Annotated in this window: 24 protein-coding genes; 14 read left to right on the top strand and 10 right to left on the bottom strand. The window is 72.6% G+C overall.

Annotated features, from left to right (window positions below; genetic code table 11):
- Positions 1-26: 26 nt before the first annotated feature.
- Positions 27-2453 carry a SpoIIE family protein phosphatase gene (locus DSM104329_RS10015; RefSeq protein ID WP_259315292.1) on the bottom strand — a complete coding sequence of 809 codons (2427 nt, stop codon included), beginning with the start codon at positions 2451-2453 and terminating at the stop codon, positions 27-29.
- 7 nt (positions 2454-2460) lie between these two features.
- Positions 2461-2784, bottom strand: a complete 324-nt coding sequence (locus DSM104329_RS10010) for an STAS domain-containing protein (RefSeq protein WP_259315291.1) — start codon at positions 2782-2784, stop codon at positions 2461-2463.
- Positions 2785-2906: 122 nt separating this feature from the next.
- On the opposite strand from DSM104329_RS10010, the gene DSM104329_RS10005 reads away from it, so the two are divergent.
- The gene (locus tag DSM104329_RS10005) at positions 2907-4127 is read left to right on the top strand and encodes an AAA family ATPase (RefSeq protein ID WP_259315290.1); all 1221 of its coding nucleotides are present in this window, start codon (positions 2907-2909) and stop codon (positions 4125-4127) included.
- A gap of 52 nt (positions 4128-4179) precedes the next feature.
- Here DSM104329_RS10005 and DSM104329_RS10000 read toward each other — a convergent pair whose 3' ends face one another.
- Both DSM104329_RS10000 and DSM104329_RS09995 read right to left on the bottom strand, forming a co-directional pair.
- A complete protein-coding gene (locus tag DSM104329_RS10000; RefSeq protein ID WP_259315289.1) occupies positions 4180-4503 on the bottom strand; it encodes a YnfA family protein in 324 nt (107 codons plus the stop codon).
- Positions 4504-4601: 98 nt separating this feature from the next.
- Positions 4602-5165 (bottom strand): hypothetical protein, encoded by a 564-nt coding sequence (locus DSM104329_RS09995; RefSeq protein ID WP_259315288.1) that lies wholly within the window; start codon positions 5163-5165, stop codon positions 4602-4604.
- 191 nt (positions 5166-5356) lie between these two features.
- Here DSM104329_RS09995 and DSM104329_RS09990 point away from each other — a divergent pair, with 191 nt between their 5' ends.
- Both DSM104329_RS09990 and DSM104329_RS09985 read left to right on the top strand, forming a co-directional pair.
- Positions 5357-6586 (top strand): cytochrome P450, encoded by a 1230-nt coding sequence (locus DSM104329_RS09990; protein WP_259315287.1) that lies wholly within the window; start codon positions 5357-5359, stop codon positions 6584-6586.
- Positions 6574-7182, top strand: a complete 609-nt coding sequence (locus tag DSM104329_RS09985; protein WP_259316201.1) for a TetR/AcrR family transcriptional regulator — start codon at positions 6574-6576, stop codon at positions 7180-7182. Before DSM104329_RS09990 ends, DSM104329_RS09985 begins: the two co-directional genes overlap by 13 nt.
- 81 nt (positions 7183-7263) lie before the next feature.
- Here the strand turns inward: DSM104329_RS09985 and DSM104329_RS09980 are convergent, their stop codons facing one another.
- Together DSM104329_RS09980 and DSM104329_RS09975 are read right to left on the bottom strand one after the other, a co-directional pair.
- Complete coding sequence (locus DSM104329_RS09980; protein WP_259315286.1) at positions 7264-8625, bottom strand: FAD-dependent oxidoreductase; 1362 nt, start codon at positions 8623-8625, stop codon at positions 7264-7266.
- A gap of 152 nt (positions 8626-8777) precedes the next feature.
- Positions 8778-9923, bottom strand: a complete 1146-nt coding sequence (locus DSM104329_RS09975; protein ID WP_259315285.1) for an FAD-dependent oxidoreductase — start codon at positions 9921-9923, stop codon at positions 8778-8780.
- 197 nt (positions 9924-10120) lie between these two features.
- Between DSM104329_RS09975 and DSM104329_RS09970 the strand changes: the two genes are divergently transcribed.
- The 7 genes from DSM104329_RS09970 (at position 10121) to DSM104329_RS09940 (ending at position 16803) form a co-directional block, all read left to right on the top strand.
- The gene (locus DSM104329_RS09970) at positions 10121-10777 is read left to right on the top strand and encodes a TetR/AcrR family transcriptional regulator (protein WP_259315284.1); all 657 of its coding nucleotides are present in this window, start codon (positions 10121-10123) and stop codon (positions 10775-10777) included.
- Positions 10774-11409, top strand: a complete 636-nt coding sequence (locus tag DSM104329_RS09965; RefSeq protein ID WP_259315283.1) for a TetR/AcrR family transcriptional regulator — start codon at positions 10774-10776, stop codon at positions 11407-11409. Before DSM104329_RS09970 ends, DSM104329_RS09965 begins: the two co-directional genes overlap by 4 nt.
- A gap of 174 nt (positions 11410-11583) precedes the next feature.
- Positions 11584-13056 (top strand): sugar ABC transporter ATP-binding protein, encoded by a 1473-nt coding sequence (locus DSM104329_RS09960; RefSeq protein WP_259315282.1) that lies wholly within the window; start codon positions 11584-11586, stop codon positions 13054-13056.
- Entirely contained in the window at positions 13049-14029 is a 981-nt protein-coding gene (locus DSM104329_RS09955; RefSeq protein ID WP_259315281.1) for an ABC transporter permease, read from the top strand. The genes DSM104329_RS09960 and DSM104329_RS09955 overlap by 8 nt, the downstream gene beginning before the upstream one ends.
- Positions 14026-15042 carry an ABC transporter permease gene (locus DSM104329_RS09950; RefSeq protein WP_259315280.1) on the top strand — a complete coding sequence of 339 codons (1017 nt, stop codon included), beginning with the start codon at positions 14026-14028 and terminating at the stop codon, positions 15040-15042. Before DSM104329_RS09955 ends, DSM104329_RS09950 begins: the two co-directional genes overlap by 4 nt.
- Positions 15043-15105: 63 nt before the next feature.
- On the top strand, positions 15106-15510 hold the full coding sequence (locus DSM104329_RS09945; protein WP_259315279.1) for a hypothetical protein: 405 nt from the start codon (positions 15106-15108) through the stop codon (positions 15508-15510).
- Positions 15511-15513: 3 nt separating this feature from the next.
- Entirely contained in the window at positions 15514-16803 is a 1290-nt protein-coding gene (locus DSM104329_RS09940; RefSeq protein WP_259315278.1) for a substrate-binding domain-containing protein, read from the top strand.
- A gap of 3 nt (positions 16804-16806) precedes the next feature.
- Here DSM104329_RS09940 and DSM104329_RS09935 read toward each other — a convergent pair whose 3' ends face one another.
- On the bottom strand, positions 16807-17928 hold the full coding sequence (locus DSM104329_RS09935) for an NAD(P)/FAD-dependent oxidoreductase (protein WP_259315277.1): 1122 nt from the start codon (positions 17926-17928) through the stop codon (positions 16807-16809).
- A 217-nt stretch (positions 17929-18145) separates the two neighbouring features.
- Here DSM104329_RS09935 and DSM104329_RS09930 point away from each other — a divergent pair, with 217 nt between their 5' ends.
- Entirely contained in the window at positions 18146-19522 is a 1377-nt protein-coding gene (locus tag DSM104329_RS09930; protein ID WP_259315276.1) for a hypothetical protein, read from the top strand.
- A complete protein-coding gene (gene murD / locus DSM104329_RS09925) occupies positions 19503-20840 on the top strand; it encodes a UDP-N-acetylmuramoyl-L-alanine--D-glutamate ligase (RefSeq protein WP_259315275.1) in 1338 nt (445 codons plus the stop codon). Before DSM104329_RS09930 ends, murD begins: the two co-directional genes overlap by 20 nt.
- Here murD and DSM104329_RS09920 read toward each other — a convergent pair.
- Positions 20782-21549: an IclR family transcriptional regulator gene (locus tag DSM104329_RS09920; RefSeq protein WP_259315274.1), complete on the bottom strand. Its 768-nt coding sequence runs from the start codon at positions 21547-21549 to the stop codon at positions 20782-20784. The genes murD and DSM104329_RS09920 overlap by 59 nt on opposite strands.
- A 69-nt stretch (positions 21550-21618) precedes the next feature.
- On the opposite strand from DSM104329_RS09920, the gene DSM104329_RS09915 reads away from it, so the two are divergent.
- Together DSM104329_RS09915 and DSM104329_RS09910 are read left to right on the top strand one after the other, a co-directional pair.
- Entirely contained in the window at positions 21619-22749 is a 1131-nt protein-coding gene (locus DSM104329_RS09915) for a 5-methyltetrahydropteroyltriglutamate--homocysteine S-methyltransferase (RefSeq protein WP_259315273.1), read from the top strand.
- Positions 22746-23351 carry a nuclear transport factor 2 family protein gene (locus DSM104329_RS09910; RefSeq protein WP_259315272.1) on the top strand — a complete coding sequence of 202 codons (606 nt, stop codon included), beginning with the start codon at positions 22746-22748 and terminating at the stop codon, positions 23349-23351. The genes DSM104329_RS09915 and DSM104329_RS09910 overlap by 4 nt, the downstream gene beginning before the upstream one ends.
- A gap of 17 nt (positions 23352-23368) precedes the next feature.
- On the opposite strand, the gene DSM104329_RS09905 is transcribed toward DSM104329_RS09910, so the two are convergent.
- Together DSM104329_RS09905 and DSM104329_RS09900 are read right to left on the bottom strand one after the other, a co-directional pair.
- The gene (locus DSM104329_RS09905) at positions 23369-24217 is read right to left on the bottom strand and encodes an alpha/beta hydrolase (protein WP_259315271.1); all 849 of its coding nucleotides are present in this window, start codon (positions 24215-24217) and stop codon (positions 23369-23371) included.
- A gap of 251 nt (positions 24218-24468) precedes the next feature.
- Positions 24469-25188, bottom strand: a complete 720-nt coding sequence (locus tag DSM104329_RS09900) for a GntR family transcriptional regulator (RefSeq protein ID WP_259315270.1) — start codon at positions 25186-25188, stop codon at positions 24469-24471.
- Positions 25189-25263: the final 75 nt, after the last annotated feature.

The following is a 25263-nucleotide window of genomic DNA, read 5'->3' as shown; positions in this document are numbered from 1 at the left end:
GCGCCCCGCCAAGTCCGCGAAACGACTCAGCCGCGACGGGTCGCGACCACCGGCGCGCCGACGAAGCGCACCGCCACCATCGCGGTGTCGTCGCGCTGGTCGCCGCGCTGGAAGGCGTCGAGCGCGGCGTCGACGCGGTCGAGCAGCGCCGGCGGGTCGGCCGGGGCGCCGCGCAGGCACTCCAGCAGGCGCTCCTCGCCGAACCGGCCGCGCTCGCCGACGGTGTCGATGACGCCGTCGGTGTAGAGCAGGAGCGTGTCGCCGTGCTCGAGGGCGACCTCCGTGCACGGCCACTCGCCGTCGTCGAACGCGCCGGCCAGCGTCTCCGTCCGGCCGACGAGCACGGGGGCGCCGGCGCGCACGAGGATCGGCGGCGGGTGGCCCGCGTTGGCGAGGAGCATCCGCGCGGCGTTCGCCTCCGGGTCGGCGTCGGCGCGCAGATGCGCGCAGACGGCGGTGACGAGCGACATCTCCGGCTGGTCGCGCAGCGCCGCGTTCAGCCGGCTCAGAGCCTGCGACGGGTCGCCGGTGAGCTGGCCCACGCCGCGCAGCGTGTAGCGCGCCAGCCCGGTCAGCACCGCCGCCTCCGCTCCCTGCCCGGCGACGTCGCCGATGATGAGCATGTGGCCGTCGCCCGCCGGGAAGGCGTCGTAGAAGTCGCCGCCGACGAGGTTGATCGCGCCGGCCGGGCGGTAACGGCTGGCGGCGCTGAAGCCGGGCATGTCGAGCAGCTCCGGCGGGCGCAGGCCGCGCTGGAGCGTCTCGGAAATCGCGGCGTGCTCGGTGTAGAGGCGCGCGTTGAGCAGTGCGGTGCCCGCACGCCGGCCGAGCTCCTCGGCGAGCTCGACGTCCGCGGCGCTGAACCGCCGCAGCGGGTCGGTGCGCGCGAGCGTCAGCGCTCCGAGCGTCTGGTCGCCGACCGCCAGCGGCACCATCACGAGCGAACCGAGGCCGACGGCGCGCAGCATCTCAAGGTGCTCGTCGTCGAGGGCGTACGCGACGAGCATCTCGTCCGTCACCCCCTCGACGAGGATCGTGGCGCCGGTGGAGATCACCTCGCCGATGCGGCCCTGCTCGTCCATGCGCACCGGGTAGCGCTCCCGCAGGCGGCGCGCCAGCGCGACGAGCTGCGGGTCCGTGTGCGCCACGGCGACCGACGCGATCTCGCCGCCCGCGCCGGGAACGTCCACGCCGCACCAGTCCGCCAGGGCCGGGACCGCCGCCTCGGCCACGTGCTGGAGGGTCTCGCCGGGATCGAGCGACGCGCCGAGCACTCGGCTGGCGTCGGCCAGGAGCCGTTGCGCGAGCTCGCGGCGGCGGCTCTCCGTGACGTCCTCGATGACGTTGACCACCCGGACGGTGCGGCCGTCCTCGTCGATCACCGCGGTCGCCTTGTTGACGAGCCAGCGCTCCTCGCCGGTCGCCAGGACCACGTTGCGCACGAGCAGCGGCTCGGCATCCGGCTCGCCGCTCAGCAGCCGGAAGCCGGGCAGCCGCTGCAGCGAGACGGTCTCGCCGTGCTCGTCATGGACGGCAAAGCGGCCCATGGTGTCGCCCGGCTCTGCCGCGTAGAGCTCCTCCGCGCTCGAGATGCGCAGGAGGTCGAGCGCCGCGTCGTTGGCATAGATGACCCGGCCTTCGGCGTCCATGACCGTGACGGCCTCGGCGAGCTCGTCGAGGACCGTGTCGAGCTGGCGCTCCGCGGCGCTCAGCTCGCGCGACAGGCCCGCATTGTCGAGGGCGAGGGCGACACGGCCGGCGAGCACGCGGGCGAAGGTGACGTCGCTCCGCGCGTAGTGGCGATGCGTCGGCCCGAAGGCGACCTCGAGGAATCCGAGCGACTCTCCGCGGGCCTGCAGCGGCACGGCGATCGCGGTCCCATCGCCGAGGGCCACGACCGCCTCGGGCCGTCGCCCGACCTCCGGCCGCACGTCGAGCGCCCCCCGCTCGCCGAGCGGGCCACCGGCCGCGTCGAGGCGCGCGAAGTCGGCGAAGACCGGGACGAGGATCTCCAGGACGCGCTCGACGGTCGCCGTGAGGGACCCGGGCCGGCTGCCGATGTCGGCGATCTCGGCGAGCAGCCGGAAGCGCTCCCCGCTGACCTCGCCGGCGGCGCGCAGCAGCGCGATCTGGACGGCGACCAACCCGCCGACCGCCACGACGACGAGCCCGATGGCGTAGGTCGTGCCGAAGTCGCTGTTCCACGCGAGGCTGACGAGCGCGGCCACGAGCGCGAGGACGGCGGCCAGCGCCGTGTCGCGCCACCGGGCGACCAGCGCGCAGCCGAGCGGCGCGAGCACGAGCAGCGCGGTGATGATGGCGAAGTGGCCGGCGATCGCGTCCACGACCGTGATCGCGACGATGGCCGTCGCCGCGACCGGAGCCGCGACCGACCATGGCGGTCCGGCCAGCGCCGAGCGTTCGTCCTCCCCGATCCCCAACCGCGCGGCCACGGTGCCCTCAGCCGTACGGCAGCCGGTCGGTGAGCCCGGACGCGGCGAACACGCGCTGCACCGCGTCCGACCCACGGGTCAGCCGGAACGGCCAGTCGTCGCTGCGCGCGAGCTCGCAGGCGTGCAGCACGAGCCGGATGCCGACCGAGTCCATGAAGTCCAGCTCGTCGAGGTCGAGCAGGGTCGAGCGCCGCGTCGTCGCGAGCGCGTCGAGCCGCCGCTGGACCGGCTCGACCGTGTCCATGTCGAGCTCGCCGACGAGCGTCACGACCGTCGTCTCGCCGTCCTGGCGCTCGACGACGTCGAGTGGTCGGTGCGAGTCATGCACCACGGTGGCGCCATCCTTGCATCCTCGAACCCGGTTCACACATGGACGTTGCGCGCTTCGACCTGACTCGAACGACTCTGTAGCGCCAAAAGCTACAGTTCGGTACCTTCAAACGCAACAGCCCCGTGCCTGCCGTCAACCCGTTCATCTGGAGCCGCCCGCTCGACGACCCGGCCAAGATCGTCGGGATGGACGGGTTCGCGCGCGATGTGGCTCTGATCCTCAAGGGCCAGACGAACGTCGCGCTCTTCGGTCCGCGCGACACCGGCAAGACGACGTTCACCGTGCAGCTGGCGCGCGAGCTCGAGCGCTCCCACGGCGACGACGCGCCGCCGCACACCGTCGTGCGGGTCAACCTGCAGCGCTGCTTCAGCATCCCCGCGTTCATCGGCTGCGTGCACGATGCGCTCCTGTCGCATCCGCAGCGGCGCATCCAGCGCGAGGCGCGCCGCCAGATCGCGGTGCTCGAGAAGGAGATCGGGTTCGACATCAAGGTCATCAAGGGGTCGGTACGGCGCTCGGGGGTGACCGCGGCGCAGGACGTCGAGGCGCTGCACGCCCAGCTGGCGAGCATCGCACGGCTCGACCGCCACGTCGTGGTCGTCTTCGACGAGTTCCAGCACCTCAACCGCTGCCCCGAGAGCCCCTTGAGCATCATCCGCTCGGCGCTGATGAGCAGCGGCGCCAACCACGTCTCGCTGCTGCTGACGGGGAGCATCCGCGAGGCGATGGCGATGATGCTCGCCAACAGCGACGAGCCGATCTTCGGCGAGGCCCACCAGATGGAGCTGCCGGCGATCTCGCACGTGGACTTCCTCGAGTACCTCGACTTCAACTTCGAGGCGACGGGGCGCCCGACGGACGAGGACGCGCTCAACCACCTGCTCAACATCACCGGCGCGCATCCGAAGCGCACCCAGCAGCTCGCCTGGGCGGCCTGGGAGGCGACGAAGCGGCGCGGGCGGCGGGTGACCGTCGAGGTCGTGCAGGACGCGTACGAGCGGATGCTCGCCGGGCCCGAGGCGGCGCCGTTCGAGACCGTTCTCGACGTGCTGTCCAGCGGCGACGAGGGCCAGGCGAACGAGATGCGCGCGCTGTTCCTGCTCGCCGACCGGGGCGCGGAGAAGCTGACCAGCCGCCAGCACCTGGCGCTCTACGGGTTCACGACGCCGTCGATGATCCCGCGCGCGCTCGAGCGGCTGCGCGCGCGGGGGCTGACGCAGCGCGCTCCGGGCTCGGGCGCGTGGCGGATCGCCGACCCGTTCTTCGCGGGGTGGCTGCGGGAGCAGTCGCCGCTGGCGACGCGCGCGTCGGACGTCGCGCCGCCGTTCGAGATCAACGAATGATTGCTCGACGAGCAACGTTTTCGTAGCTTTTCGAGCAAACTAGATCCCACGCTCAGCGGGCGTACATGATCACGCCGACCCCGCCGAGGCAGATCGCGGCGCCGATGACGTCCGCGCGGTCGGGATGGAACCCGTCGAACGCGACGCCCCACAGCAGCGAGCCGACGATGAACACGCCGCCGTAGGCCGCGAGCACCCGGCCGAACTCGTGGCTCGGCTGGAGCGCGGCGATGACGCCGTACGCGGTCAGCGCCATCGCGCCCAGCGCGACGAACGCGATCCCGCGGTGCTCCTTGATCCCGAGCCACACGAGGTACGCCCCACCGATCTCCGCGAACGCCGCGGCGACGAAGAGGGCGATCGAGCGGGCGGCCATGCCGCGCATGGTGTCAGCCGGGTCGGGCGAGTCGCCCGCCCGGCGATCCACGGGTCCGCCCGTGGGCGCCCGCGACCTGCGCGGGCGCCCGTCCCGGGTCAGTCGATCGAGATGAAGAAGCCGTTGTTCACGGCCGTGTTCGTGGCGGTCGCGGTCAGCACGATGGTCACCTGCGTGCCGCTCGGACACGCGCCGAACGAGCCGATCGTCGCGTTGGCGACGACCGGGCCGACGAATCCGGTCTGCGGTGTCACCTGCACCTGGCGCGGAGAGGCCGGCAGGTTGTTCAGGCAGTAGCCGCCCGGCACCACGCCGACCATGCTCTGCGTGATCCCGGACGACAGGTTCGCGTTGACCGTGCCGTTGGCCGCGATGCTGGCGAAGCCGACCGTCGAGCCACCGCCGGCGGGGCCCTGCGGACCGGCGGGGCCGGTCGGGCCCTGCGGACCGGCGGGACCGCGCGGCGCCTGGCCCCGGCGGAAGTCGGCCGCGGTCAGGGAGCCGTTGCGCACCTTGGCGCCGGTGACGGACTGGTTCTGCAGCTGCTTGGTGCCGACGCTGTTGCGCGGCAGCGACGCGGCGGCATAGGACGTTCCGCCCAGCGCCACGAACAGCGCGAGGTAGGCGGCGATGGTGCCGTGACGAGGACGGCGAAGGCGCATAGAGCTGATCCTCCGGTTTGAGGGGTGACGCCCCGCATCGAACAGGGCCACCGCCTGAGGTTCAAGGGGCGAGGGGGGATTCCTCGAAACGGATTGACATTCTTGTCGGTATCTGAATACTCGCTGGTATGCCACGGACCCAGCTTCCGCCGGGCCCTCGCGCCCCCCGGCCGATCCAGACGCTCGGCTGGATGGCGCGTCCGCTCCCGTACATGGAGCGCTGCCGCGAACGCTACGGCGACGTCTTCACGATGCGCATCGCGCAGGAGGGCACATGGGTCTTCCTCGCCGACCCGGACGCGGTGCGAGAGGTCTTCACCGGCGATCCCGCCGTCTTCCACGCCGGCGAGGCCAACCGGATCCTGCGCCCATGGCTCGGCGCGAACTCGGTCCTGCTGCTCGACGAGGCTCCCCACCTTGCCCAGCGGCGCCTGCTGCTGCCGCCGTTTCACGGCGAGCGGATGCAGCGGTACGGCGAGCTGATGACCGAGATCGCGCAGCGCAACGTCGAGTCCTGGCCCGTCGAGGAGCCGCTGCGGCTGTGGCCCCAGATGCAGGCGGTCACGCTCGACATCATCGTGCGCACCATCTTCGGCCTCGAGGAGGGCGAGCGCATGGACCGCCTGCGCGCGCGCCTGCGCGACGGCGCCGAGATGACGACGGCGTGGCCGACGATGGCCGCCATGGCGCTGCTCGGCCCCGACCGCGTCGGCGCCTCGCGCGCCTTCCGCACACGCATCGAGCCCATCGACGAGGTCGTCTTCGCCGAGATCCGCCGCCGCCGCGGGGCCACCGACCTCGCCGAGCGCGACGACATCCTCTCCATGCTGCTGCAGGCGCGCCACGACGACGGCTCGCCGATGAGCGACCAGGAGCTGCGCGACGAGCTCATGACGCTGCTCATCGCGGGGCACGAGACGACCGCCACCTCGCTCGCCTGGGCCGTCGAGCGGCTGCTGCGCCACCCCGGCGCGATGGCCCGGCTGCGCGACGGCGACGAGGAGTACCTCGACGCGGTCGTCAAGGAGACGCTGCGGCTGCGCCCGGTCCTCCCGGTCGTCGTGCGCAAGCTCAAGGCGCCCGTGACGATCGGCGGCTGGGACCTGCCCGAGGGCGCGACGGTCACGCCATGCATCCACCTCATCCACCGGCGCGCCGACGTCTACCCCGAGCCCGCGCGGTTCCGGCCGGAGCGCTTCCTGGAGCAGCCCGCCGGCACGTACACGTGGCTGCCGTTCGGCGGCGGGGTGCGGCGCTGCCTGGGCGCGAGCTTCGCCCAGTTCGAGATGAAGGCGGTGCTGCGGGTCATCGCCGGCGCGCGCCGCTTGCGCCCGGTGAACCCCGAGCCAGAGCCCGTGCGCCGCCGCGCGATCACGCTCACGCCCGGGCGCGGCACCGAGGTGATCGCATCAGCCGGCTGACGCGCAAGGAGCGCCAGGCCGACACCCGCCGCCGGCTCGTCCACGCCGCCGCGCAGGTGGGCGCCCGGCGGGGGATCGCCCGCGCTTCGCTGGAGGAGGTCGCCGAGACCGCCGGCTACACGAAGGGCGCTGTCTACGCGAACTTCGCCTCCAAGGAGGAGCTGTTCCTCGCGGTGCTCGACGAGCGATTCGGCGAGCGCCTCGAGCAGATCGAGCGGCGGCTGGCCTCCGGCGACGACCCGCACGCCCAGGCGCGCCAGCTCGGCGCGGACTTCACCCAGTACTTCGAGGGCGATCGCGAATGGGCCCGGCTGTTCTTCGAGTTCGCCGTGCACGCCGCCCGCGACGAGGCGTTTCGCGCGCAGCTGACGGCGCGCTACCGCGCCCTGCGCGAGCGCATCGCGGCGGCACTGCAGCGGCGGATGGACGAGCTGGGAATCGAGCCGCCGCAGCCCGTGGCCGACCTCGCGCTCATGACGTTCGCCATGGCCAACGGGGTCGCGCTCGAGGCGATGCTCGAGCCCGAGGAGGTCCCGGCGGACCTGCTCGGGCGGATGTTCGAGCTGCTCACCGCGGGCACCGGCGTGCCGCGGTGAGCCGGGACGAGGACGCTCGGGGGCCCGCCTCCCGACGACAGACCCCAGCAGCGCACCCTAAGGCGCTCGGGGCGGCACCCCTTAGCCGCGGACCTTCGACGCGGCGGCGTGCATGAGGTGCTCGGCGCGGCGCACCAGCTTGACCCGCGGGCGGCCGTGCGGCTCGCCGAGGCCCTTCTCGTGGGCGTCGATCAGCTCCCAGCCCGCGTAGTCGACGACCTCCACCCCCCGGTCCTCGAGCGCGCCGAGCAGCTCGCCGGGCGTGGTCGACGGCTCGGGCAGCGCCCCGGCCTCGTTGTCGGCGAGCAGGTGCGTGACGGTCTCCTGCGCGCACTTCTTGTTCGTGCCGATCACGCCCGACGGCCCGCGCTTGATCCAGCCCGCGGTGTAGACGCCCGGCACCGGCTCCTCGGTGCCCTCGCGGGTCACGCGGCCGTCGGAGTTGTGGATCGTGGCGCGCCCGTCGTCGAACGGGACGCCCGGGATCGGGGTCCCGCGATACCCGATCGAACGCAGGACGAGCTGGCACGCGATGTCCTCGGTCTCGCCGGTCGGCTGCGCGCGCAGCTCGCTCGTCAGCTCGTTGCGGACGATCCGCACGCCCTCCACCCGGTCGCTGCCGAGGATCTCCACCGGCGAGGCGAGGAAGCGCAGGACGACGCGCTTGGGCTTGCCCGACGGCGGCGTCGCCGCGAAGGCGGTGACGATCTCCACGTTTCGCCGCGCCGTGACGTCGGCGGCGTCGGACTCGATGAACGCCCGGCTGTGCTCGTCGAGCGCCACGTCGGCGGGGTCGACGACGACGTCGGCCGCCTCGAGGTCGGCGAGCTCGCGCAGCTCGGGATTCGTGTAGGCGGCCTGCGCCGGGCCGCGGCGGCCCAGGACGACGATCTCCTCGACGCTCGAGTGGCGCAGCGCGTCGATGGCATGGTCCGCGGTGTCGGTGACCGCGAGCTCCTCGGGCGTGAGCGCGAGCATCCGGGCGACGTCCAGCGCGACGTTGCCGTTGCCGATGACGACCGCCCGCTTGGCCGACAGGTCGAACTCGTGGTCGGCGTAGTCCGGATGGCCGTTGTACCAGGCCACGAACTCCGTGGCCGCATGCGAGCCGGGCAGATCCTCGCCGGGGATGCCGAGCCGGCGGTCCGTCGGCGCGCCGATCGCATAGAGCACCGCGTGGTAGGCGGAGGCCAGCTCGTCATGCGAGACGTCGGTCCCGATCTCGACGTTGCCGTGGTAGCGGAAGCCGGGCTTGGCCGCGGTCTTCTCGTACACGCGCGTGACCGACTTGATCTTCGGGTGGTCCGGGGCGACGCCGGCGCGCACCAGACCCCACGGAGTCGCCAACCGGTCGTAGAGGTCCACCTCGACGGTCAGATCCGCGGCCGACAGCAGCTGGCCCGCCGCGTAGAAGCCCGCGGGCCCGGAGCCGATGACGGCCACACGCAGGGGATTGTCGGGGCTTCCAGCAGTTTGGGTCATGACCGATCCGGATTCGAAGAATTACGCGCGCGACAGCGTATCCGGCGCACGGCCTACGGTACCGGCCGTTCGGGGGTTGCTCGCGGGAAAGCGCGCCGGAGGGCGCGTCCGGATCAGATCGGCTCGGCGGTGCGGATCATCGACTGCACGATCAGCTCGCTGTTCTCGGGCCCGTGGTCGTGGGCCAGCTCGAGCTCCTGGATGCGCCGCGACGTGTCGAAGACGAACCGCGCCCGCGGCTCCCGGCGCGCCATGTAGGACGCGAGCGCCTGGTCCACCGGCTGGTCGCTCGCCAGCTCCTCGGCGAGCACCACCGCATCCTCGATCGCCATCGCCGCGCCCTGACCGATGTGCGGCGAGGTGGCGTGGGCCGCGTCGCCGACCAGGACGACGCGCCCGCGGTGCCACGGCGCCGGCAGCATCACGCGCTCGACCGGGCGGTAGACGACGGCGGCGTCGTCGCGGACGCACCGGTCGCGCAGGTCGCCGATGAGCCCGCCGTACTCGGCGAGGCGCTCGCGCATGATCCCGGCGAGCCCCTCGACCCCCAGGCGCACGACCGGCTCGCCGTCGTCGCCCACGGGCGGCTGCTCGATCAGCAGCAGGTAGGCGAGGTCCGGGGCGAGGGGCACGATGCCGGCCTTGCCGCGCGAGCCCATGAACATCCAGATGCCGTCGAGGTCCTCCGGGCGCGGGACGTTGTAGCGCCAGCAGACCTGTCCGGTGTAGCTGGGCCGCAGATCGGGGTCGAAGACCATGGCCCGCACCCGCGAGTTGATGCCGTCCGCGCCGACGACCAGGTGGTAGGTCGCGGACGTGCCGTCGGTGAACGCGACGTCGACACGGTCGGCCAGCTGATCGATGCGCTCGACCGACTCGCCGAGGACGACCCGGGCGCCGGACTCCAGCACGGCGCTGGTGAAGATCTCGTGCAGGCGCGGCCTCGTGATGCCGTTCATCGGCGGATACTCCGCGCCCGCGAGCGGCGGCGCGTCCTGCGTGGCGACCATCGTCCCGTCGGCGAGGTGCATCCGCGAGCCGCTGAACCCGAAGCCCTCCTCGATCGCGCGACGCGCGAGACCTAGCGCGTCGAGCGCCCGGACCGCGTTGCCGGGCTGGATGATCCCCACGCCGTAGACGTCCCACGCCGGGTTGAGCTCGACGACGTCGACCTCGATGCCCGCGCGGCGTAGGCCCATCGTCGTCGACAACCCGCCGATGCCGCCTCCGACGACAAGAACCCTCTCCACGCTGGACATCGCGAACGCTCTCCTCCGGTCAGCACTCCCGGGCCTGCCATCCTGCCGGGCGCCCGCCCTGGTGCAGAGGTGGCCGGAGGGATGCGAACCCGAGTTCGGGTTTTGATTCATAGCCGCTGTCCGACTCGGCGTCAAGCGGGGACGCCGGCCCCGGCCCCCTTGACGGTCGAGCTGAGGCGCCGTCTACGATCCCGCGCATGCCCCAGCCTCCGGCCGTCGCGCGGCCCCCGCGCCAGAAGCGCAGCCGTGAGTCCCTGGAGCGGGCGCTGACGGCGGCGATCGAGGTCATCGTCGACCATGGCTGGGACGGCTTCACGGTGGCCGAGGTCAGCCGCCGCGCGCAGGTCTCGGTCGGATCGCTCTACGCGCGGTTCGGCAGCAAGGAGGACCTGTTCATCGCCGCGCAGGAGCGCTACCTGCACGGCATCGACGAGGAGTGCTCGGCGTACTTCACCGACGCGAAGTGGGCGCAGCTGTCGCCCCGCGAGACGGTGGCCGCCGCCGTCCAGGGCGTGTCGGACAGCATCGAGCGCCACGGCGGGTTCCTGCGCGGCCTCATGCTGCGCGCCGTCGTCGACCCGGAGGTCAGCGCGCACGGCTCGCCGTCGATCCACCACCTCGCCGAGGCGTTCTCGGCGGTGATCCTCGTGCACCGCGACAGCATCCGCCGCGTCGATCCGGAGCTCGCGGTCGACGTCTGCTTCCGGATGGTCTTCTCCGCGTTCGGCCGGCGCCTGCTCTACGGCCCCGTGTTCGAGTCGCCGCGCGAGTTCAGCTGGGAGCGCTTCCGCGCCGAGCAGACGCGCGCCTGCTGCGCCTATCTGCTCGGCTCGGGATCGGAGGACCCGGCGTGAGCTCGGCGTCGGCCCTGCCCCGCCCTCCGCGCCAGCGCCGCAGCCGCGAGTCGTCCGAGCGGGTCATCAAGGCCGGCCTGGAGCTGCTCGACGAGCTCGAGTACGACTCGTTCACGATCGCCGAGGTCAGCCGGCGGGCCGGGGTGTCGGTCGGGTCGATCTACGCACGCTTCGGCAGCAAGGACGACCTGTTCCTCGTGCTGCACGACCGGGCGATGGACGAGATCGAGCGCGAGCATCGCGCCGCCTTCGACGCGATCGCCTGGGCCGAGCTCGACGACCGCGAGTCGATCCGCCGCGCCGTCCGTGCGCTGACCGACGTCTTCCACCGCCATGCCTCGATGCTGCGCGTGTTCATGCTGCGGGGGGCGCTCGACCCGCAGGTGCTGGTCCGTGGATCGACCGCCGTGCGCGAGGTGCAGGCCGCCTTCGCGGCGGGCGTCCTCACGCACCGTGTGGCGATGCGCCACCCCGAACCGGAGCTCGCGCTCGACGTCTTCTTCCGCATGGCGTTCGCGGTGCTCGCACGCCGGATCGTCTACGGGCCGCTGCACGAGTCCGGCCGTTCGCTGTCCTGGGACGACCTGGCCGACGAGCTGGCAGAGGTGTGCGCGGCGTACCTGCTCGACTGAGCGGAACACGCCGTCGGCCCGGCGCCACGCTGCAGATTTGCGAATCAATGTTCGGATTCGCACTTCTCAGTCCCGTGTGGTAGACCTCCCCATGGCTGCGGACGGCGCGGCTGGCTTCAGAGGAGAGTGGATGCGGTCCAACACGGTGCGCGGCGGATACGCGCGCGGTCAGCGATGATGCAGGCCCCGGCCCGGCGGGAGGGCGCGGCGCCGACCGGCACCGCCTCGGGGACCGTGGCGCTGCGCGCGTCGGGCGTGGCCAAGTCGTTCGGTGCGACGCGGGCGCTGCGATCGGCCTCGCTGGAGCTGGCCGTGGGCGAGGTCCACGCGATCGTGGGTGAGAACGGGTCGGGCAAGTCGACGCTGGTGAAGATCATCGCCGGGGTCCAGCGGCCCGATGCGGGGATGCTGGAGATCGGGGCGGTGCGCACCGGGGCGTTGCGGTCGCCGGCGCAGTCGATGCGGGCCGGGGTCGCGACGGTGTTCCAGGAGGTGCTGGTCGTCGAGGCGCGGTCGGTGCTGGAGAACGTGTGGCTGGGCACCGACGGCCTGTTCGTGACGAAGACACCGGAGGCCGAGCGACGCCGGCGCGCGAGCGCGATGCTCGAGGAGCTGCTCGGGGTCGCGCCGTCGCTGGACGCCCCGGTCGAGGGCCTGTCGCTGAGCGATCGTCAGGCGTGTGGGATCGCGCGCGCCCTGGTGCGCGATCCGCGCGTGCTGATCCTCGACGAGGCGACGAGCGCGCTGGACGTCGCGACGCGCGACCGGCTGTTCGCGGTCTTGAAGCGGCGCGCGGCGGACGGGTGTGGGGTGATCTTCATCTCGCACCGGATGGACGAGATCTCCGAGATCGGCGACCGCATCACGGTGATGCGCTCGGGTGAGACCGTCGCGACCGTGGGTCGCGGCGAGGCGTCGGTGGACGACCTGGTGCGGCTGATGACCGGCGCCGACGAGCTGACCGCGCATGCCGCCGACCGGGTGGTGCGCGAGCCGGGCGAGGTCGTGCTCGCGGTCGACGGCTTGGAGGTGCGCGCCGGCGAGCTGGTCGGGCTGGCCGGCCTGGAGGGCCACGGCCAGGACCGCTTCATCAAGGGCCTCGCCGCCGCGGCCGGCGCCCGCGGGGCGTACGTGCCGCGCGAGCGCCGGGCGGAGTCGCTGTTCGAATCCAAGTCGATCGTGGAGAACTTCGCGCTGCCCACCTACGAGCGCGACACGGCCGGAGGGGTCATCCAGCCGGGACGGACGCGGCGGCGGTTCGCCGGGTATGTCGAGCGGCTCGGCATCCGGCTCGGCCGGCCGCAGGATGTGATCACCACGCTGTCGGGCGGCAATCAGCAGAAGGTCGTGATGGCGCGCTGGCTGGCGACCGATCCGAGGGTGCTGCTGCTCAACGATCCGACGCGCGGCATCGACCTCGGCGCCAAGCGCGATCTGTATGCGCTGCTGCTCGAGCTCGCCGCGGGCGGCCTGGCGGTGGTGATGCTCTCGACCGAGGTCGACGAGCACGTCGAGCTGATGGACCGCGTCCTGGTGTTCCGCGAGGGGCAGGTGTTCTGCGAGATCGAGCGCGACGTGCTGTCGCGTCACGCGCTGGTCTCGGCGTTCTTCGGTCGGCGGCCCGAGGAGGAGCCCGCCCATGCCTGACGTGCGCCAGTTGCTGCGGACCCGCGCCTACATGTTCGCGCTGCTGCTGGCGATCGTGCTGCTGATCGCCAACGTGGTCGCGCAGCCGAGCTTCGGCGATCCCGGCAACTGGCCGGCGCAGCTGGCGACGCTGGCGCCGTTCGCGCTGGTCGCGATGGCGTCGACGCCGTCGATCGTGTCCGGCGGCGGCGGCCTGGACATCAGCGTGGGGCCGTTGACGATCGTGGTCAACACGATCCTCGTGTCCTGGTTCCTGCCACATGCGGGGCTGGACTCGGCGTGGCTGGCGATCCCGCTGCTGCTGGCCATCGGCGCCGGGGTCGGCGCGATCAACGGGCTGCTCGTCACGGTGCTGCGGTTTCAGCCCGTGATCGCGACGCTGTGTTCGTTCTTCGTGCTGTCGGGCGTGGCGCTCAAGGTCGCGCCGGCGCCGGAGACGGTCAAGGACGTCGGGTGGCTGTCGTCGCTGGGCGACCAGGTCGGCCCCATCCCCGGGGCGCTGATCCTCATGGCGATCCCGGTCGTGATCTGGCTGATCCTGTCGCGCACCTCCTATCACCGGGCGTTGTACGCGGTCGGCGGCAACGACGCCACCGCCTACAGCTCGGGGGTCAACGTGTACGCGACGCGAATCGTGGCCTACGCGTTGGGGGGCCTGTTCGCCGCCGTGGCCGGCATCGCGCTCACCGCGCTCGTGCTGTCGACGCAGGCGACGAACGTCGCCGCCTACACGTTGATCGCCCTGGCCGCGGTCGCGCTGGGCGGCACCCCGCTGGGCGGCGGCCGCGGCGGGCTGCTCGGCTCGATCCTCGGCGCGTTCTGCATCTACCTGCTGCAGACCCTGCTCTCCGCGCTCGACGTCTCGGCGACCTGGAACCAGGTCGTCTACGGCGGCCTCCTCGTCGTCGGCGTCATCGTCGGCGCCCGCCTCCAAGCCGCCCGGCCGAGCAAGGCGAAGGCGGCCACGGCATGACCGACACCACCGTGACCCCCGACACGACGCCGGGCGGCCGGGGCGTGCTGACCGCGCGCCTGGGCGACCTGCAGCGCCGCGCCCCGGTCCTGCAGATCGTCGCGCTGGTCGTCCTGTTCGTCTACGGCTCGATCGACATCGAGGGCTTCAGCCAGTGGCCCAACGTCAAGTCGATGCTGACGCTGGCCGCGCTGCTCGCGCTCGCCGCGCTCGGCCAGACGCTGGTGATGATCCTCGGCGGCCTCGACCTCAGCGTGCCCGGCTTCATCGTCATGGGCGCCATCGGCGTCAGCCAGCTCTACGGCGCCGACGGCTGGCCCGCCATCGGCGCCATCCTCGTCCCCGTCCTGGTCGGCGCCGTCCTCGGCGCGCTCGCCGGCTGGATCTGCCACACCTTCCGCATCCAGCCGCTGATCGTCACGCTCGGGATCGGCGGCGTCGCCGCCGGGGCCTCCGTGGCCTGGACCAAGGGCGAGCTGACCGGCACCGCCCCCACGTTCCTGACCACCCTCACGTCACCGGCGGAGACCACGTTCGGGATCGACATCCCACCGATCGTGGCCATCACCGTCCTCGTCGCGATCGTCGCCGCGGTGATCATGCACCGCACCCGCTCCGGCCGCCGCATGTACGCCACGGGCGCCAACCCCGTCGCCGCCAACCTCACCCGCATCAACACCAGGACCATCTGGATCAGCGTCTTCGCGCTGTCGGCGATCTGCAGCGTACTCGTCGGCATCCTCCTCGCCGGCTTCAGCGGCGCCGACCAATCCCTCGGCGACCCCTACCTCTTCCAGGGCCTGACCGCCGTCATCGTCGGCGGCACCACCATCATGGGCGCCCGCGGCGACTACATCCACACCGTCATCGGGGCGCTCATCCTCACCGTCCTGACCACCATCCTCGTCGGCAACGACGTCGACTCCGCCACCCAGCAGATCATCTTCGGGCTCCTCATCCTCGCCGTCGTCGCCGGCTACGGGCGCGACCGCCGACTCCGCGACCGCATCTAGATGAGGCCCACGTTGTCAGTCACCCCTGCGCCCATGCGGCGCACGACGCACAGGAGGAGAGCAGTGCCTCGCAACATCCGCAAGATCGCCGCGTTGGCGGCGGTGTGCTCGCTCGGCGCGGCGGCGATCGCCGCCCCGTCCGCGATGGCCAAGACGCACAAGGTCAGCATGAACTTCGCCGGCGGTCAGAAGGGCACCGCGCTGACGGCGACGATCACCCACACGCCGATGGGCCCGTGCAAGATGAAGGGCACGCTGGTCATCCCCGACACCAAGCAGGTGTGGACCTGCAAGGGCGGCACGATCAAGATGACCGGTCACGGCACCACCGGTGCGGCCAACGATGCCAAGGGCACGTGGACGATCACCGGCGGCACCAGGAAGTTCAAGAAGGTCAAGGGCAAGGGCACGTTCTCGGGCCAGCTCTCGACCGGCAAGTTCGTCTACAAGGGCACGATCAAGTACTAGCCCATGCCGCTCCGACGCTCAGCCAGCGTGCTGGCCGCCGGCGTGACGCTGTCGCTCGCCGTCGCCGCTTGCGGCGGCGGCAGCGGCGGCACCACGAGCGGTGGCGCCGGCACCGAGACCAATGGTGCATCGACCTCCACCGCCTTCAAGGTCCCCACGAGCGGCTGCGGCTCCTTCGCCACACCGCTGCCGACCGATCCAGTCGTCGCGCAGTTCAGCGGCGAGCAGAAGCAGGCGATCGCGGGCTACACCAACTACCCGGACGCGACGCTCAAGATCGTCGAGAGCGCCTGGAGGAACTGGAAGCCGACGCACGCCCCGCCGTACACGGTCGCCATCTCCTGGGGCCAGCTCGTCTCCGACTTCAACGTCCAGGCGACCCGGATCATGGAGGAGCGGCTGCGCAAGGACCCCGACGTCGGCGACGTGATCGTCAAGAACACGGGCAACAACCTCGACGTCGCCCAGCAGCTTCAGCAGTACAACCAGATCGTCCAGCAGAAGCCCGACGTCATCCTGCTGCAGACGCCGTCGGCGGACTCGTTCATCGGCCCGATCGACAAGGCCGCCGCGCAGGGCATCCCCACCGTCACGCTGCTGACGCCCGTCAACAGCGCCAACGCGGTCAACGTCGACGGCAACACGTACCAAGGCGCCGGCTGGGCCGCGTCGTTCGTCGCCCAGAAGCTCGGCGGCAAGGGCAACGTGCTGCAGGTCAACGCGCTCTCGGGCTCCGGCCCCGACCTCTCCTCGCTCGCCGCGTGGAAGGAGGTCTACAAGAACTGCCCGGGCCTGAAGTCCGTGGGCGACGTGTACGGCGGCTTCAGCGACAACCTCGCGAAGTCCGAGACGCTGAAGTTCCTGGCCACCCACCCGCAGAAGATCGACGCCGCGCTCGAGGTCGCCGTGATGGCGCCCGGCGTGATGAAGGCCTTCCAGCAGACCGGCCGGCCCATGCCGATCGTGCCCGACATCGGCCTGAGCAAGGGCTCGCTCGGCTACTGGAACCAGAACAAGGCCGACTACCGCGACGTAGCGACGTCCCTGCCGCCGCTGCCGGCCGCCTCGGCGACCGCGGAGGTGGCGCTGCGGATGCTCCACGGCCAGGGCGTGAGGTACAACGCGATCATCGGCGAGCAGCCGCTGGTCGACGACACGAACCTCGCCGACTGGGTCGAGCCGTCGTGGAACCTCAACACGCCCGGGGCGGCGCTGGGGTCGCGCGACAGCTTCCTGCCCTCGTCGTTCCTGGCGACGTTCTTCGACCGGCCGGCGGACCTGGCGACGAAGTAGCAGCTAGCGCAGGCGGTCCGGTGCGAACGGGACCATCAGGTCCGGCATCGGATCGCCCGCCGCGAGCCCGGCGACCGCCGCGCCGGTCAGCGGCGTGTGGATGATGCCCTCGCGCCCGTGCCCGGTGGCGTACGCGAGCCCGTCCACCGGGCTCGGCCCCACGATCGGCATCCGGTCGGGCGTGCCCGGGCGCAGGCCGGACCCCGCCCGCTCGAACCCCAGCTCCGCGAGGCCGGGCAGGATCGCCGTCCAGCGGGCCAGGATGTCCGCGACCGCCGCGGCGCTCGGGTGCGTTGCATAGCCGGCCTCGCGCACCGTCGTGCCAACCCAGAAGCGGCCTTGTGCGCGCGGCGCCGCCGACCCGCCCGGCCCGCGCAGCACGCGCCGCGCGACCGGCGCATCCGGGTCGCCGAGCAGGATGAGGTACTCGCCGAGCAGCGGCCGCACCGGCGGGCGCAGGTCGTCCGGCAGCCACGCGACCTGCGACGACCACGCCCCCGCGGCCAGCAGCGTGAGCGCGGCGGGCTGCTTCGTGCCGTCCGACAGCCGCACCCCGGCCACGCCCTCGCCGGAGTCCGCCAGCGTCGAGACGGGGGTCACCCCCACGGAGAGCTCGACGCCCGCGCGCGTGCACGCGCGCGCGAGCGCCTCGATCAGGCGCTCGGTGTGGACGTGGGCGTCCCCGGGCGAGAGCAGTCCGGCCACGGCGCCGCGCACGCCCGGCTCCTCTGCGCGGCAACCGTCGGCGTCGAGCATCTGGTGCTCGATCTCGACCCCGGACAGCACCTCGTCGATCAGCTCGAGCGCCGCAACATCGCCCTCGCTGAACGCCAGACGCAGCGCGCCGCTGCGCCGGTACTCGAGGGGCATGCCGGCGAACTCCTCGAGCTCGGCCGCGAAGTCCTCCCAGCCGAGCATCGCCGCGATGTTGAACGTGCCGTGGCCGCCGGTCCACTCGTGCGCCTCGCCGGGCGAGAGCAGCCCGGCCGCCGCCGTGCTCGCCCCGGCGCCCGGCCGGTCGCGCTCGATCACGCGAACGCGCATCCCCCGTTGCGCGGCGCGCCACGCCGAGCACAGGCCGATGGCCCCGCCGCCGACGACGAGCAGATCGGTCGGGTCGTTCATCGCCGTCAACGGTAGACGCGTCGCGGCCGGAACGCCTCCGAGGAGTCTGTTGATCTTTCATCCGTCGATGCGAGAGGACGTGACCGTGGATGCCGGGGACGGCCGGCCGGCCCGGCGAATGCTGGTGGCCTTTGCGGGCCGGCCGGTCGTCATCCGGCGCCACGGACGCGTTCTCTCGCGCGGCGGGGAAAGTCAACAGGCTCCTAGACTCGAGGTCATGTCCCAGGCCGCGCCGACGCGGGTGTTCGAGCCCGCCCGTTACGCGACGTTCCGCGTCACGGGCTGGACGTTCGACGAGCCGTCCGCGACCGCTTCGCTGTCCTACGCGCTCGACGACGAGCTGCGCTTCACCGAGCGCATCGAGCTGCCCGCCGGCGCCCCGCCGCTCGAGCCCGCCCGCCGCGCCGCGCTGCACGCCGTGCTCGACCTGCTGCATCAGGTCGCGGGCGTCAGCTACTACAAGGCCGCCGCCCCCGAGCACGTCACGGTCGAGACCGGCCCGCTCTCCGAGCGCCGCGCGCGCCTGCTCACCGACGTCTACGTCCAGGGCCTCGGCGAATACGCCTACCGCAACGGGCTCGACCTCGCGAGCCGCCTGCGCTTCGCCGCCGGCCCGGGCGCCGCCGACCCTTCCCCCACGCCGCTGGCGCCCACGGGCCGCAGCCTCGTCCCGATCGGCGGCGGCAAGGACTCCGTCGTCGCCCTGGAGACCATGCGCGCGGCCGGCGCCGACGTCACCCTCTTCTCGGTCGGGGATCCGACCGCGATCGGCGCGACCTCCGCGATCTCCGGCCTCGAGCGGCTCGTCGCCCGCCGCGTCATCGACCCGCTGCTCATCCGCCTCAACGCAGAGGGGGCGCTGAACGGCCACGTCCCCGTCACCGCGGTCGTCTCGCTCATCGCGCTCGCCACCGCCGTCCTGCACGGGCTCGACGAGGTCGTGCTCGCCAACGAGCGCTCGGCCTCCCAGGGCAACCTCGAGCACGCCGGCATCGAGGTCAACCACCAGTGGAGCAAGGGCGTGGCGTTCGAGCGCGGGCTGCGCGACGTCCTCGCCCACGAGGTGTCGCCGGACCTCGGCTACTTCTCGGTCCTGCGCTGCGCCTCCGAGCTCGCGATCGCGCGGGCGTTCGCCCGCCTGCCCGCGTATCACCACGCGTTCACAAGCTGCAACGCGACCTTCCGCCTCGACGAGCGCCGCCGCGCCGCGACGTGGTGCCGCGACTGCCCGAAGTGCCGCTTCGTCACGCTCGCCCTCGCGCCGTTCCTCGCCCCCGCCGACGTCGCGTCGATCTTCGGCGCCGACCTGCTCGACGACCCCGCGCAGACGCCCGGGTTCCTCGCGCTCTGCGGCTTCGAGGATCACAAGCCGTTCGAGTGCGTCGGCGAGCGCGAGGAGTCCGTGGCCGCGTTCCGGCTGCTCGCCGGCGACCCCCGGTGGGCGGACCACGCGGTCGTCCGAGCCGCACGCGAGCGGCTGCTGCCCGCCGTGCCCGACGACTTCGGCGATCCGGCCACCGTGCTGGCGCTCTCCGGCGACCACGAGATCCCCGGCCGGCTGATGGCGGCGGTCCATGCGCGTCTCGGAGCTTGACGGCGCCGCGGTCGGCCTGTGGGGCGCCGGCCGCGAGGCCGCCGCGGCGTTCCGCGCGCTGAGCGCCGGCGTCGTCGCCGTCATCGCCACCGACGAGCCGGTGCCGGACGCCGAGCGGGCCCGCTTCCCCGGCGCCCGGTTCGCCCACGGCGCGGACGCGGTCACCGCCCTCTCTCGCTGCGACGTCGTGGTGCGCTCACCCGGCATCAGCCGCTACCGCGACGAGGTGCTCGAGCTGCAGGCCGCCGGCGTGCAGCTCACGACCGCGACGAACCTGTGGTTCGCCGAGCACCACGACGAGCACGTCATCGGGATCACCGGCACGAAGGGCAAGTCGACCACCGCCTCGCTCGTGGAGCGCCTCGTCACCGCCGCCGGAGCCCACGCCGAGCTCGCCGGCAACATCGGCCGCCCGCTGCTCGACCTGCTGCACCCCCAGCGCCCGCCCGACGTCTGGGTCGTCGAGCTGTCGAGCTACCAGGCGGCGGACCTGCGCTTCTCCCCCGAGGTCGCCGTCGTCGTCAACCTGTTCCGCGAGCACGTCGACTGGCACGGCAGCGAGGCGGTCTACTACGCCGACAAGCTGAACATCCTGCGCCACCGGCCGCGCGTGGCGATCCTCAACGGCCGCGACGCCCGCCTCGTCGAGCTCGCCGGCGAAGTGCCGAGCGTGCTGTTCGGCGTGCAGGCCGGCTACGACGTCGAGGAGGGGGCCGTCGTGCGCGACGGCCGGACCGTCGTGCGCATGGACCATACGGCGCTGCTCGGCGAGCACAACGCGCTGAACGTCGCCGCTGCGCTCGCCGCCGCCGACGCCGCCGGCTGGCCGGCCGCCGATCCCGAGGCCGCGCTCGCCGGCTTCGAGCCGCTCGCGCACCGCCTGCAGACGGTCATCGACGACGGCGCCGTGCGCTTCGTCGACGACTCGATCTCCACCACCCCCGAGTCGAGCGCCGCCGCGCTGCGCGCGCTGCCCGGGCGGCCGCTGGCGCTCATCGTCGGCGGCCACGATCGCGGGCAAGACTTCGCCGCACTTGCCGATGCGGTCGCCGAGCACGGCCGCGTGCGCCGCGTCGTCGGCGTGCCCGACAACGGCGAGCGGGCGCTCGCCGCCATCACCGCGCGCTGTGGCGACGCGGTCGAAGCGCGGATGGCGCATGGCCTCGACGAGGCGGTCGGGCTCGCCCACGGCGCCGTCTACCGCGGCGGCGTCGTTCTGCTGTCCCCCGCCGCTCCGAGCTTCGGGCACTTCCGCGACTTCACGGAGCGCGGCGAGCGCTTCCGTCAGGCCGCGTCGCGCGTGCGCATGCCTCGGTGACCGCCTCGATCAGCGCGTCCATGGTCGCCTCGTCCGCTCGGAAGGCGGGGGCCGACACGCTGATGGCGAAGCGCGCCAGGCCGGCGCGGTCGCGCACGACCGCGGCCGCGCTCGTGATGTGGTCGTCGGACTCGCCGTCGTTGCGCGCGTAGCCCTGGGCCCGGATGCGGTCGAGCTCCGCCTCGAGCTCCGATCGGGCGGCGATCGTGCGAGCCGTCAGCGCGGGCAGGCGCTCATCGGGATACAGCGCCTGCAGCTCGTCGTGGGAGAGCTCGGCGAGCAGCGCCTTGCCGCCCGACGTGGAGTGCGCCGGAAACGAGGCGCCCTGGCGGGTGGTGGTGCGCACGGACCGGCTGCCCTCGACGCCGTCGACGAAGAGCGAGTCGGCGCCCGCGAGCACGAGGAGGTGGGTCGTCTCCCCCGTGCGCTCCGAGACGCCTTCGAGGTATGGGCGCGCGTGGTCGCGCACGTCGTAGCGGCGCAGCACCGCGAGGCCCGACTCGCGCAGCGCGGGGCCCGCGCGGTACGTCCGGCGCGCAGGATCCTGCTCGGCGAAGCCGTGCACGACGAGCGACGCCAGCAGTCGGTGCGCGGTCGACCGCGCCACCCCCAGCAGCCGGCCGGCCTCGGCCACGCCGACCTCGTCGCGCTGGCTGAGGACGTGCACGAGGCGCAGGGCGTTGTCGACGGAGCTGAGCGAGGGCGGCATGAGGTCAGATGTTTTGTTATACGTAGCGGCGTTCCGCAGGATCGAACGCTATCCCAACCAGGGAGCTCCATGGCCGCCCGCACCAGTCCCCCGTTCCGCGCCGACCACGTCGGCAGCCTCCTGCGCCCGCCCGCGCTGCTGACGGCCCGCGACGATCACGCGGCGGGGCGCATCGACGACGCCGAGCTGCGCGGCGTCGAGGACGAGGCGATCCGCGACGCGGTCCAGCTGCAGCGGGACGTGGGACTCCAGGACGCGACCGACGGGGAGTTCCGCCGCGCGTCGTGGCACATGGACTTCATCTACGCGCTCGGCGGCATCACGAAGGTCGAGGGCGAGAACCTCAAGGTCCGGTTCCACAACGAGGAGGGCGACATCGAGTTCACGCCCGCCGCCGCGCGCGTGAGCGAGAAGATCGGCCTGCAGGAGACGATCTTCGAGGACGCGTTCACGTTCCTGCGCGACGCCGTCACCGACGGCGTCACGCCGAAGCTCACGATCCCGTCGCCGTCGATGGTCCACTACCGCGGCGGGCGCTCGGCGATCGACGAGTCCGTCTACCCCGACCTCGGCGCGTTCTGGGAGGACCTGGGCGCGGCGTACGGCGAGGAGGTGCGGCGCCTGCACGAGCTCGGCTGCCGCTACCTGCAGCTCGACGACACGAGCCTCGCGTACGTCAACGACCCGGAGCAGCGCAGGTACATCGCCGACCTCGGCGGCGACGCCGAGCACCAGCACGAGACGTACATCGCCACGGTCAACCGGGCGCTGGCCGGCCGGCCGCGCGACATGACGATCACGACGCACCTGTGCCGCGGCAACCACGCGTCGTCGTGGGTCGCCTCCGGCGGCTACGACTTCGTGGCCGAGGCGCTGTTCAACGACCTCGACGTCGACGGCTTCTTCCTCGAATACGACGACGAGCGCTCGGGCACGTTCGAGCCCCTGCGGTTCGTGCCCAAGGACAGGTACGTCGTGCTCGGCCTGGTCACGACCAAGCGGCCGCAGCTCGAGTCCAAGGACGAACTCAAGCGCCGCATCGACGAGGCCGCCGGGTACGTCGACCTCGACCAGCTCTGCCTGTCGCCGCAGTGCGGGTTCTCCTCGACCGTGGCCGGCAACAGGCTCACGCACGACGACCAGCGCGCGAAGCTCGCGCTCGTGGTCGAGACCGCCGCCGAGGTCTGGGGCGCGCCATGACGGGCGACCGCGGCGACCGCCTGACGATCCGCGAGCTCGTCGAGGGCTGGGCGCTCTGGCGCGACGCGCTCGACTGGGACCGCTTCCGCACGGTCTGGCACGAGGACGGCCGGATGATGGCGACCTGGTGGCAGGGCCCGTACGAGGAGTTCATCCGCGTGAGCGTCGAGGGCTTCGAGCGGGGGGTGCGGATCCTGCACTTCCTCGGCGGCGGGACGGTCGACGTCGAGGGCGACCGCGCGATCGCCCAGACGAAGATGACGATCAACCAGCGCGCCGAGGTCGAGGGGGTGCTCAGCGACGTGTTGTGCACCGGGCGCTTCTACGACTTCTTCGAGCGCCGCGGCGGCCGTTGGGGGCTCGTGCTGCGCCAGCCGATCTACGAGAAGGACCGCCTCGACCCGGTCATGCCCGGCACAGCGCCCGTGCTCGACCCAGCGGTGCTCGAGCGCTTCCCGGAGGGCTACCGCCACCTCGCCTACCTCCAGCACGGCATCGGCTACCCGGTGAAGACCGACATGCCCGGGATCATCGGACCGGAGGTCGAGCGCCTTTACGCGGACGGCGCGGCGTGGCTGCGGGGCGAGCCGCTGGCGCGCTGAGGCGGCGGCTGATCCCGCTACAGCGCGTCGGCGAAGAACTCGGCGACCGCCGCGAGGACCGGTGGCCGCGCGAACTCGGGGCCCTCGTGGTTGGCGCCCGCGAGGATGAGCAGGCTCGCGTCCTGCCCGGCGCCTGCCAGCGCGCCGAACATCGCCTGGCTCTGCGACACCGGAACCATGGGATCGGCGTCGCCGTGCAGGAGCAGGAAGCGGGCGTCGCCCCGGCCGGCGTGCATGACGGGGCTGGCGGCGAGCGCCGCCTCCGTGTCGTCGCGGATGGCGCTCAGCCCGAGCAGCCGCGCGGACGGGCTCGGCCCGTCGAAGGCCGGCCCGCGCTGGATGTGCGCCGGGAACGGCATGTCGGGGTCGGGCACGTGGTCGTCGAGCGCAACGAGGTCGCTCGGCGCGAAGAGCGCGCACACCGCCTGCACGGAGCTGTCGAGCCCGGTGTGCCCGCCGACGTCGCCCTCGAGCTCGTCGCGGCCGCCGGTCAGGCCCAGCATCAGCGCGAGGTAGCCACCGGCCGACGCCCCCCACGCCCCGACGCGCTCGGCGCTGAGCCCGTGCTCTTCCGCGTTGGCGCGCACCCACCGGACCGCCGCCTTGACGTCGTGCAGCTGCGCCGGGTACGTCGCCTCGTCGGTGAAGCGATAGCTCGCGCTGGCCACCGCGATCCCGTGGCGCACCACCGGCTCGATGCGCTCGGCCGCGTACATCGTCCGGTCGCCGAGCATCCATGCGCCGCCGTGCAGCATCACGACGGCGGGCACGTCGTCCTCGGCGACCGGCCGGTAGAGGTCCAGCAGCAGCGGGCGCCCGTCCACCTGCGCGAACTCGACGTCGCGGGTGATCTCGAAGTCGTGCATGCGCGGCACGATGGCACGCCGCCCAAACGACCGGCGGGCGCCACGTTCCTCAGCTCCCGCCGGGCGGGCCGCGCCCACGTCGAGCGTCGAGTTCCTGAGCTCCCGCCGGGCGGCCCGCGCCCACATCGAGCGTCGAGTTCCTGAGGCTCAGGCTGAGAAACTCGACGCTCGGCGACCCGGGGAGGCAGGCCCGCACCGGGGAGGCAGGTCCGCACCGGGGAGGCGGGCCGGCACCGGGGAGGCGGGCGCGCTCAGCGCTCGTCCGGCAGCGGCAGCTGGGCGACCGCGAGCGCGACCTTGAGCGCGTGCGGCTCGTAGGCGTCGTCGGCCATCGCGAGCACGTCGAGCGCCGTGTGCGCGAGGTGGTGGGCGAGCCGGGCGGCGGCGAGGTTCGTGTCGCCGGCCCGGCAGGACTCGAGCAGCTCGCGGTGCTCGGCCGCGGCCGCCTCGAAGCCGTAGGACGTGCCCGCGAGGTACACGCGCCGGTAGCGGCCCGCGTGGTCGGAGAGCTGATCGAGCAGCTCGACGACGCGCCGGCCGGCGTGCTGGATCAGGCGGCGGTGGAACTCGCGGTGCGGGACCTCCCAGCCCTCGACGTCCTGCGCCTCGGCGTAGTGGTCCATCTGGGCGAGGTCGCCCATCATCGTCGCGATGTCCGAGCTCTGCAGCAGCGGGATCGTCAGGCGGATCGCCAGCGCCTGGAGCGGGAGGAAGGTGACGTAGAGCTCCTCGAGGTCGCGCGGCGAGAACGACGTGACCCGGTAGGAGCGGTTCGGGCTGCCCTCGAGCAGGCCCTCGCGCTGGAGTAGGCGGAACGCCTCACGCAGCGGCGTGCGGCTGACCCCGAGCTCCTCGGCGAGCGCGACCTGCTGGAGCACCTCCCCCGGCGGGATGTCGCCCCGGAGGATGGCGCCGCGCAGCCGGTCGTGGACGGCGTCGACGTTGTGGCGCTCGGTTGCGAGCTTCTCCATGGCGGCGCACATCGTTGCAGAGTCGTCTTGTATCCACAAACTGCTGTGGATACAATGCCTGTTCGTTTCGATCGA

Origin of the sequence: Capillimicrobium parvum, from assembly GCF_021172045.1 — a bacterium.
GTDB lineage: Bacteria > Actinomycetota > Thermoleophilia > Solirubrobacterales > Solirubrobacteraceae > Capillimicrobium > Capillimicrobium parvum.
This window is presented reverse-complemented; position numbering and strand designations above follow the sequence as displayed.

Excerpts from the sequence above, each read along its gene's own strand:
- DSM104329_RS10000 (WP_259315289.1), bottom strand. The coding sequence starts at position 4,503 with ATGGCCGCCCGCTCGATCGCCCTCTTCGTCGCCGCGGCGTTCGCGGAG.
- DSM104329_RS09995 (WP_259315288.1), bottom strand. The coding sequence starts at position 5,165 with ATGCGCCTTCGCCGTCCTCGTCACGGCACCATCGCCGCCTACCTCGCG.
- DSM104329_RS09990 (WP_259315287.1), top strand. The coding sequence starts at position 5,357 with ATGGCGCGTCCGCTCCCGTACATGGAGCGCTGCCGCGAACGCTACGGC.
- DSM104329_RS09975 (WP_259315285.1), bottom strand. The coding sequence starts at position 9,923 with ATGTCCAGCGTGGAGAGGGTTCTTGTCGTCGGAGGCGGCATCGGCGGG.
- DSM104329_RS09970 (WP_259315284.1), top strand. The coding sequence starts at position 10,121 with ATGCCCCAGCCTCCGGCCGTCGCGCGGCCCCCGCGCCAGAAGCGCAGC.
- DSM104329_RS09960 (WP_259315282.1), top strand. The coding sequence starts at position 11,584 with ATGATGCAGGCCCCGGCCCGGCGGGAGGGCGCGGCGCCGACCGGCACC.
- DSM104329_RS09955 (WP_259315281.1), top strand. The coding sequence starts at position 13,049 with ATGCCTGACGTGCGCCAGTTGCTGCGGACCCGCGCCTACATGTTCGCG.
- DSM104329_RS09950 (WP_259315280.1), top strand. The coding sequence starts at position 14,026 with ATGACCGACACCACCGTGACCCCCGACACGACGCCGGGCGGCCGGGGC.
- DSM104329_RS09940 (WP_259315278.1), top strand. The coding sequence starts at position 15,514 with ATGCCGCTCCGACGCTCAGCCAGCGTGCTGGCCGCCGGCGTGACGCTG.
- DSM104329_RS09935 (WP_259315277.1), bottom strand. The coding sequence starts at position 17,928 with ATGAACGACCCGACCGATCTGCTCGTCGTCGGCGGCGGGGCCATCGGC.
- DSM104329_RS09930 (WP_259315276.1), top strand. The coding sequence starts at position 18,146 with ATGTCCCAGGCCGCGCCGACGCGGGTGTTCGAGCCCGCCCGTTACGCG.
- murD (WP_259315275.1), top strand. The coding sequence starts at position 19,503 with ATGCGCGTCTCGGAGCTTGACGGCGCCGCGGTCGGCCTGTGGGGCGCC.
- DSM104329_RS09920 (WP_259315274.1), bottom strand. The coding sequence starts at position 21,549 with ATGCCGCCCTCGCTCAGCTCCGTCGACAACGCCCTGCGCCTCGTGCAC.
- DSM104329_RS09915 (WP_259315273.1), top strand. The coding sequence starts at position 21,619 with ATGGCCGCCCGCACCAGTCCCCCGTTCCGCGCCGACCACGTCGGCAGC.
- DSM104329_RS09910 (WP_259315272.1), top strand. The coding sequence starts at position 22,746 with ATGACGGGCGACCGCGGCGACCGCCTGACGATCCGCGAGCTCGTCGAG.
- DSM104329_RS09905 (WP_259315271.1), bottom strand. The coding sequence starts at position 24,217 with ATGCACGACTTCGAGATCACCCGCGACGTCGAGTTCGCGCAGGTGGAC.
- DSM104329_RS09900 (WP_259315270.1), bottom strand. The coding sequence starts at position 25,188 with ATGGAGAAGCTCGCAACCGAGCGCCACAACGTCGACGCCGTCCACGAC.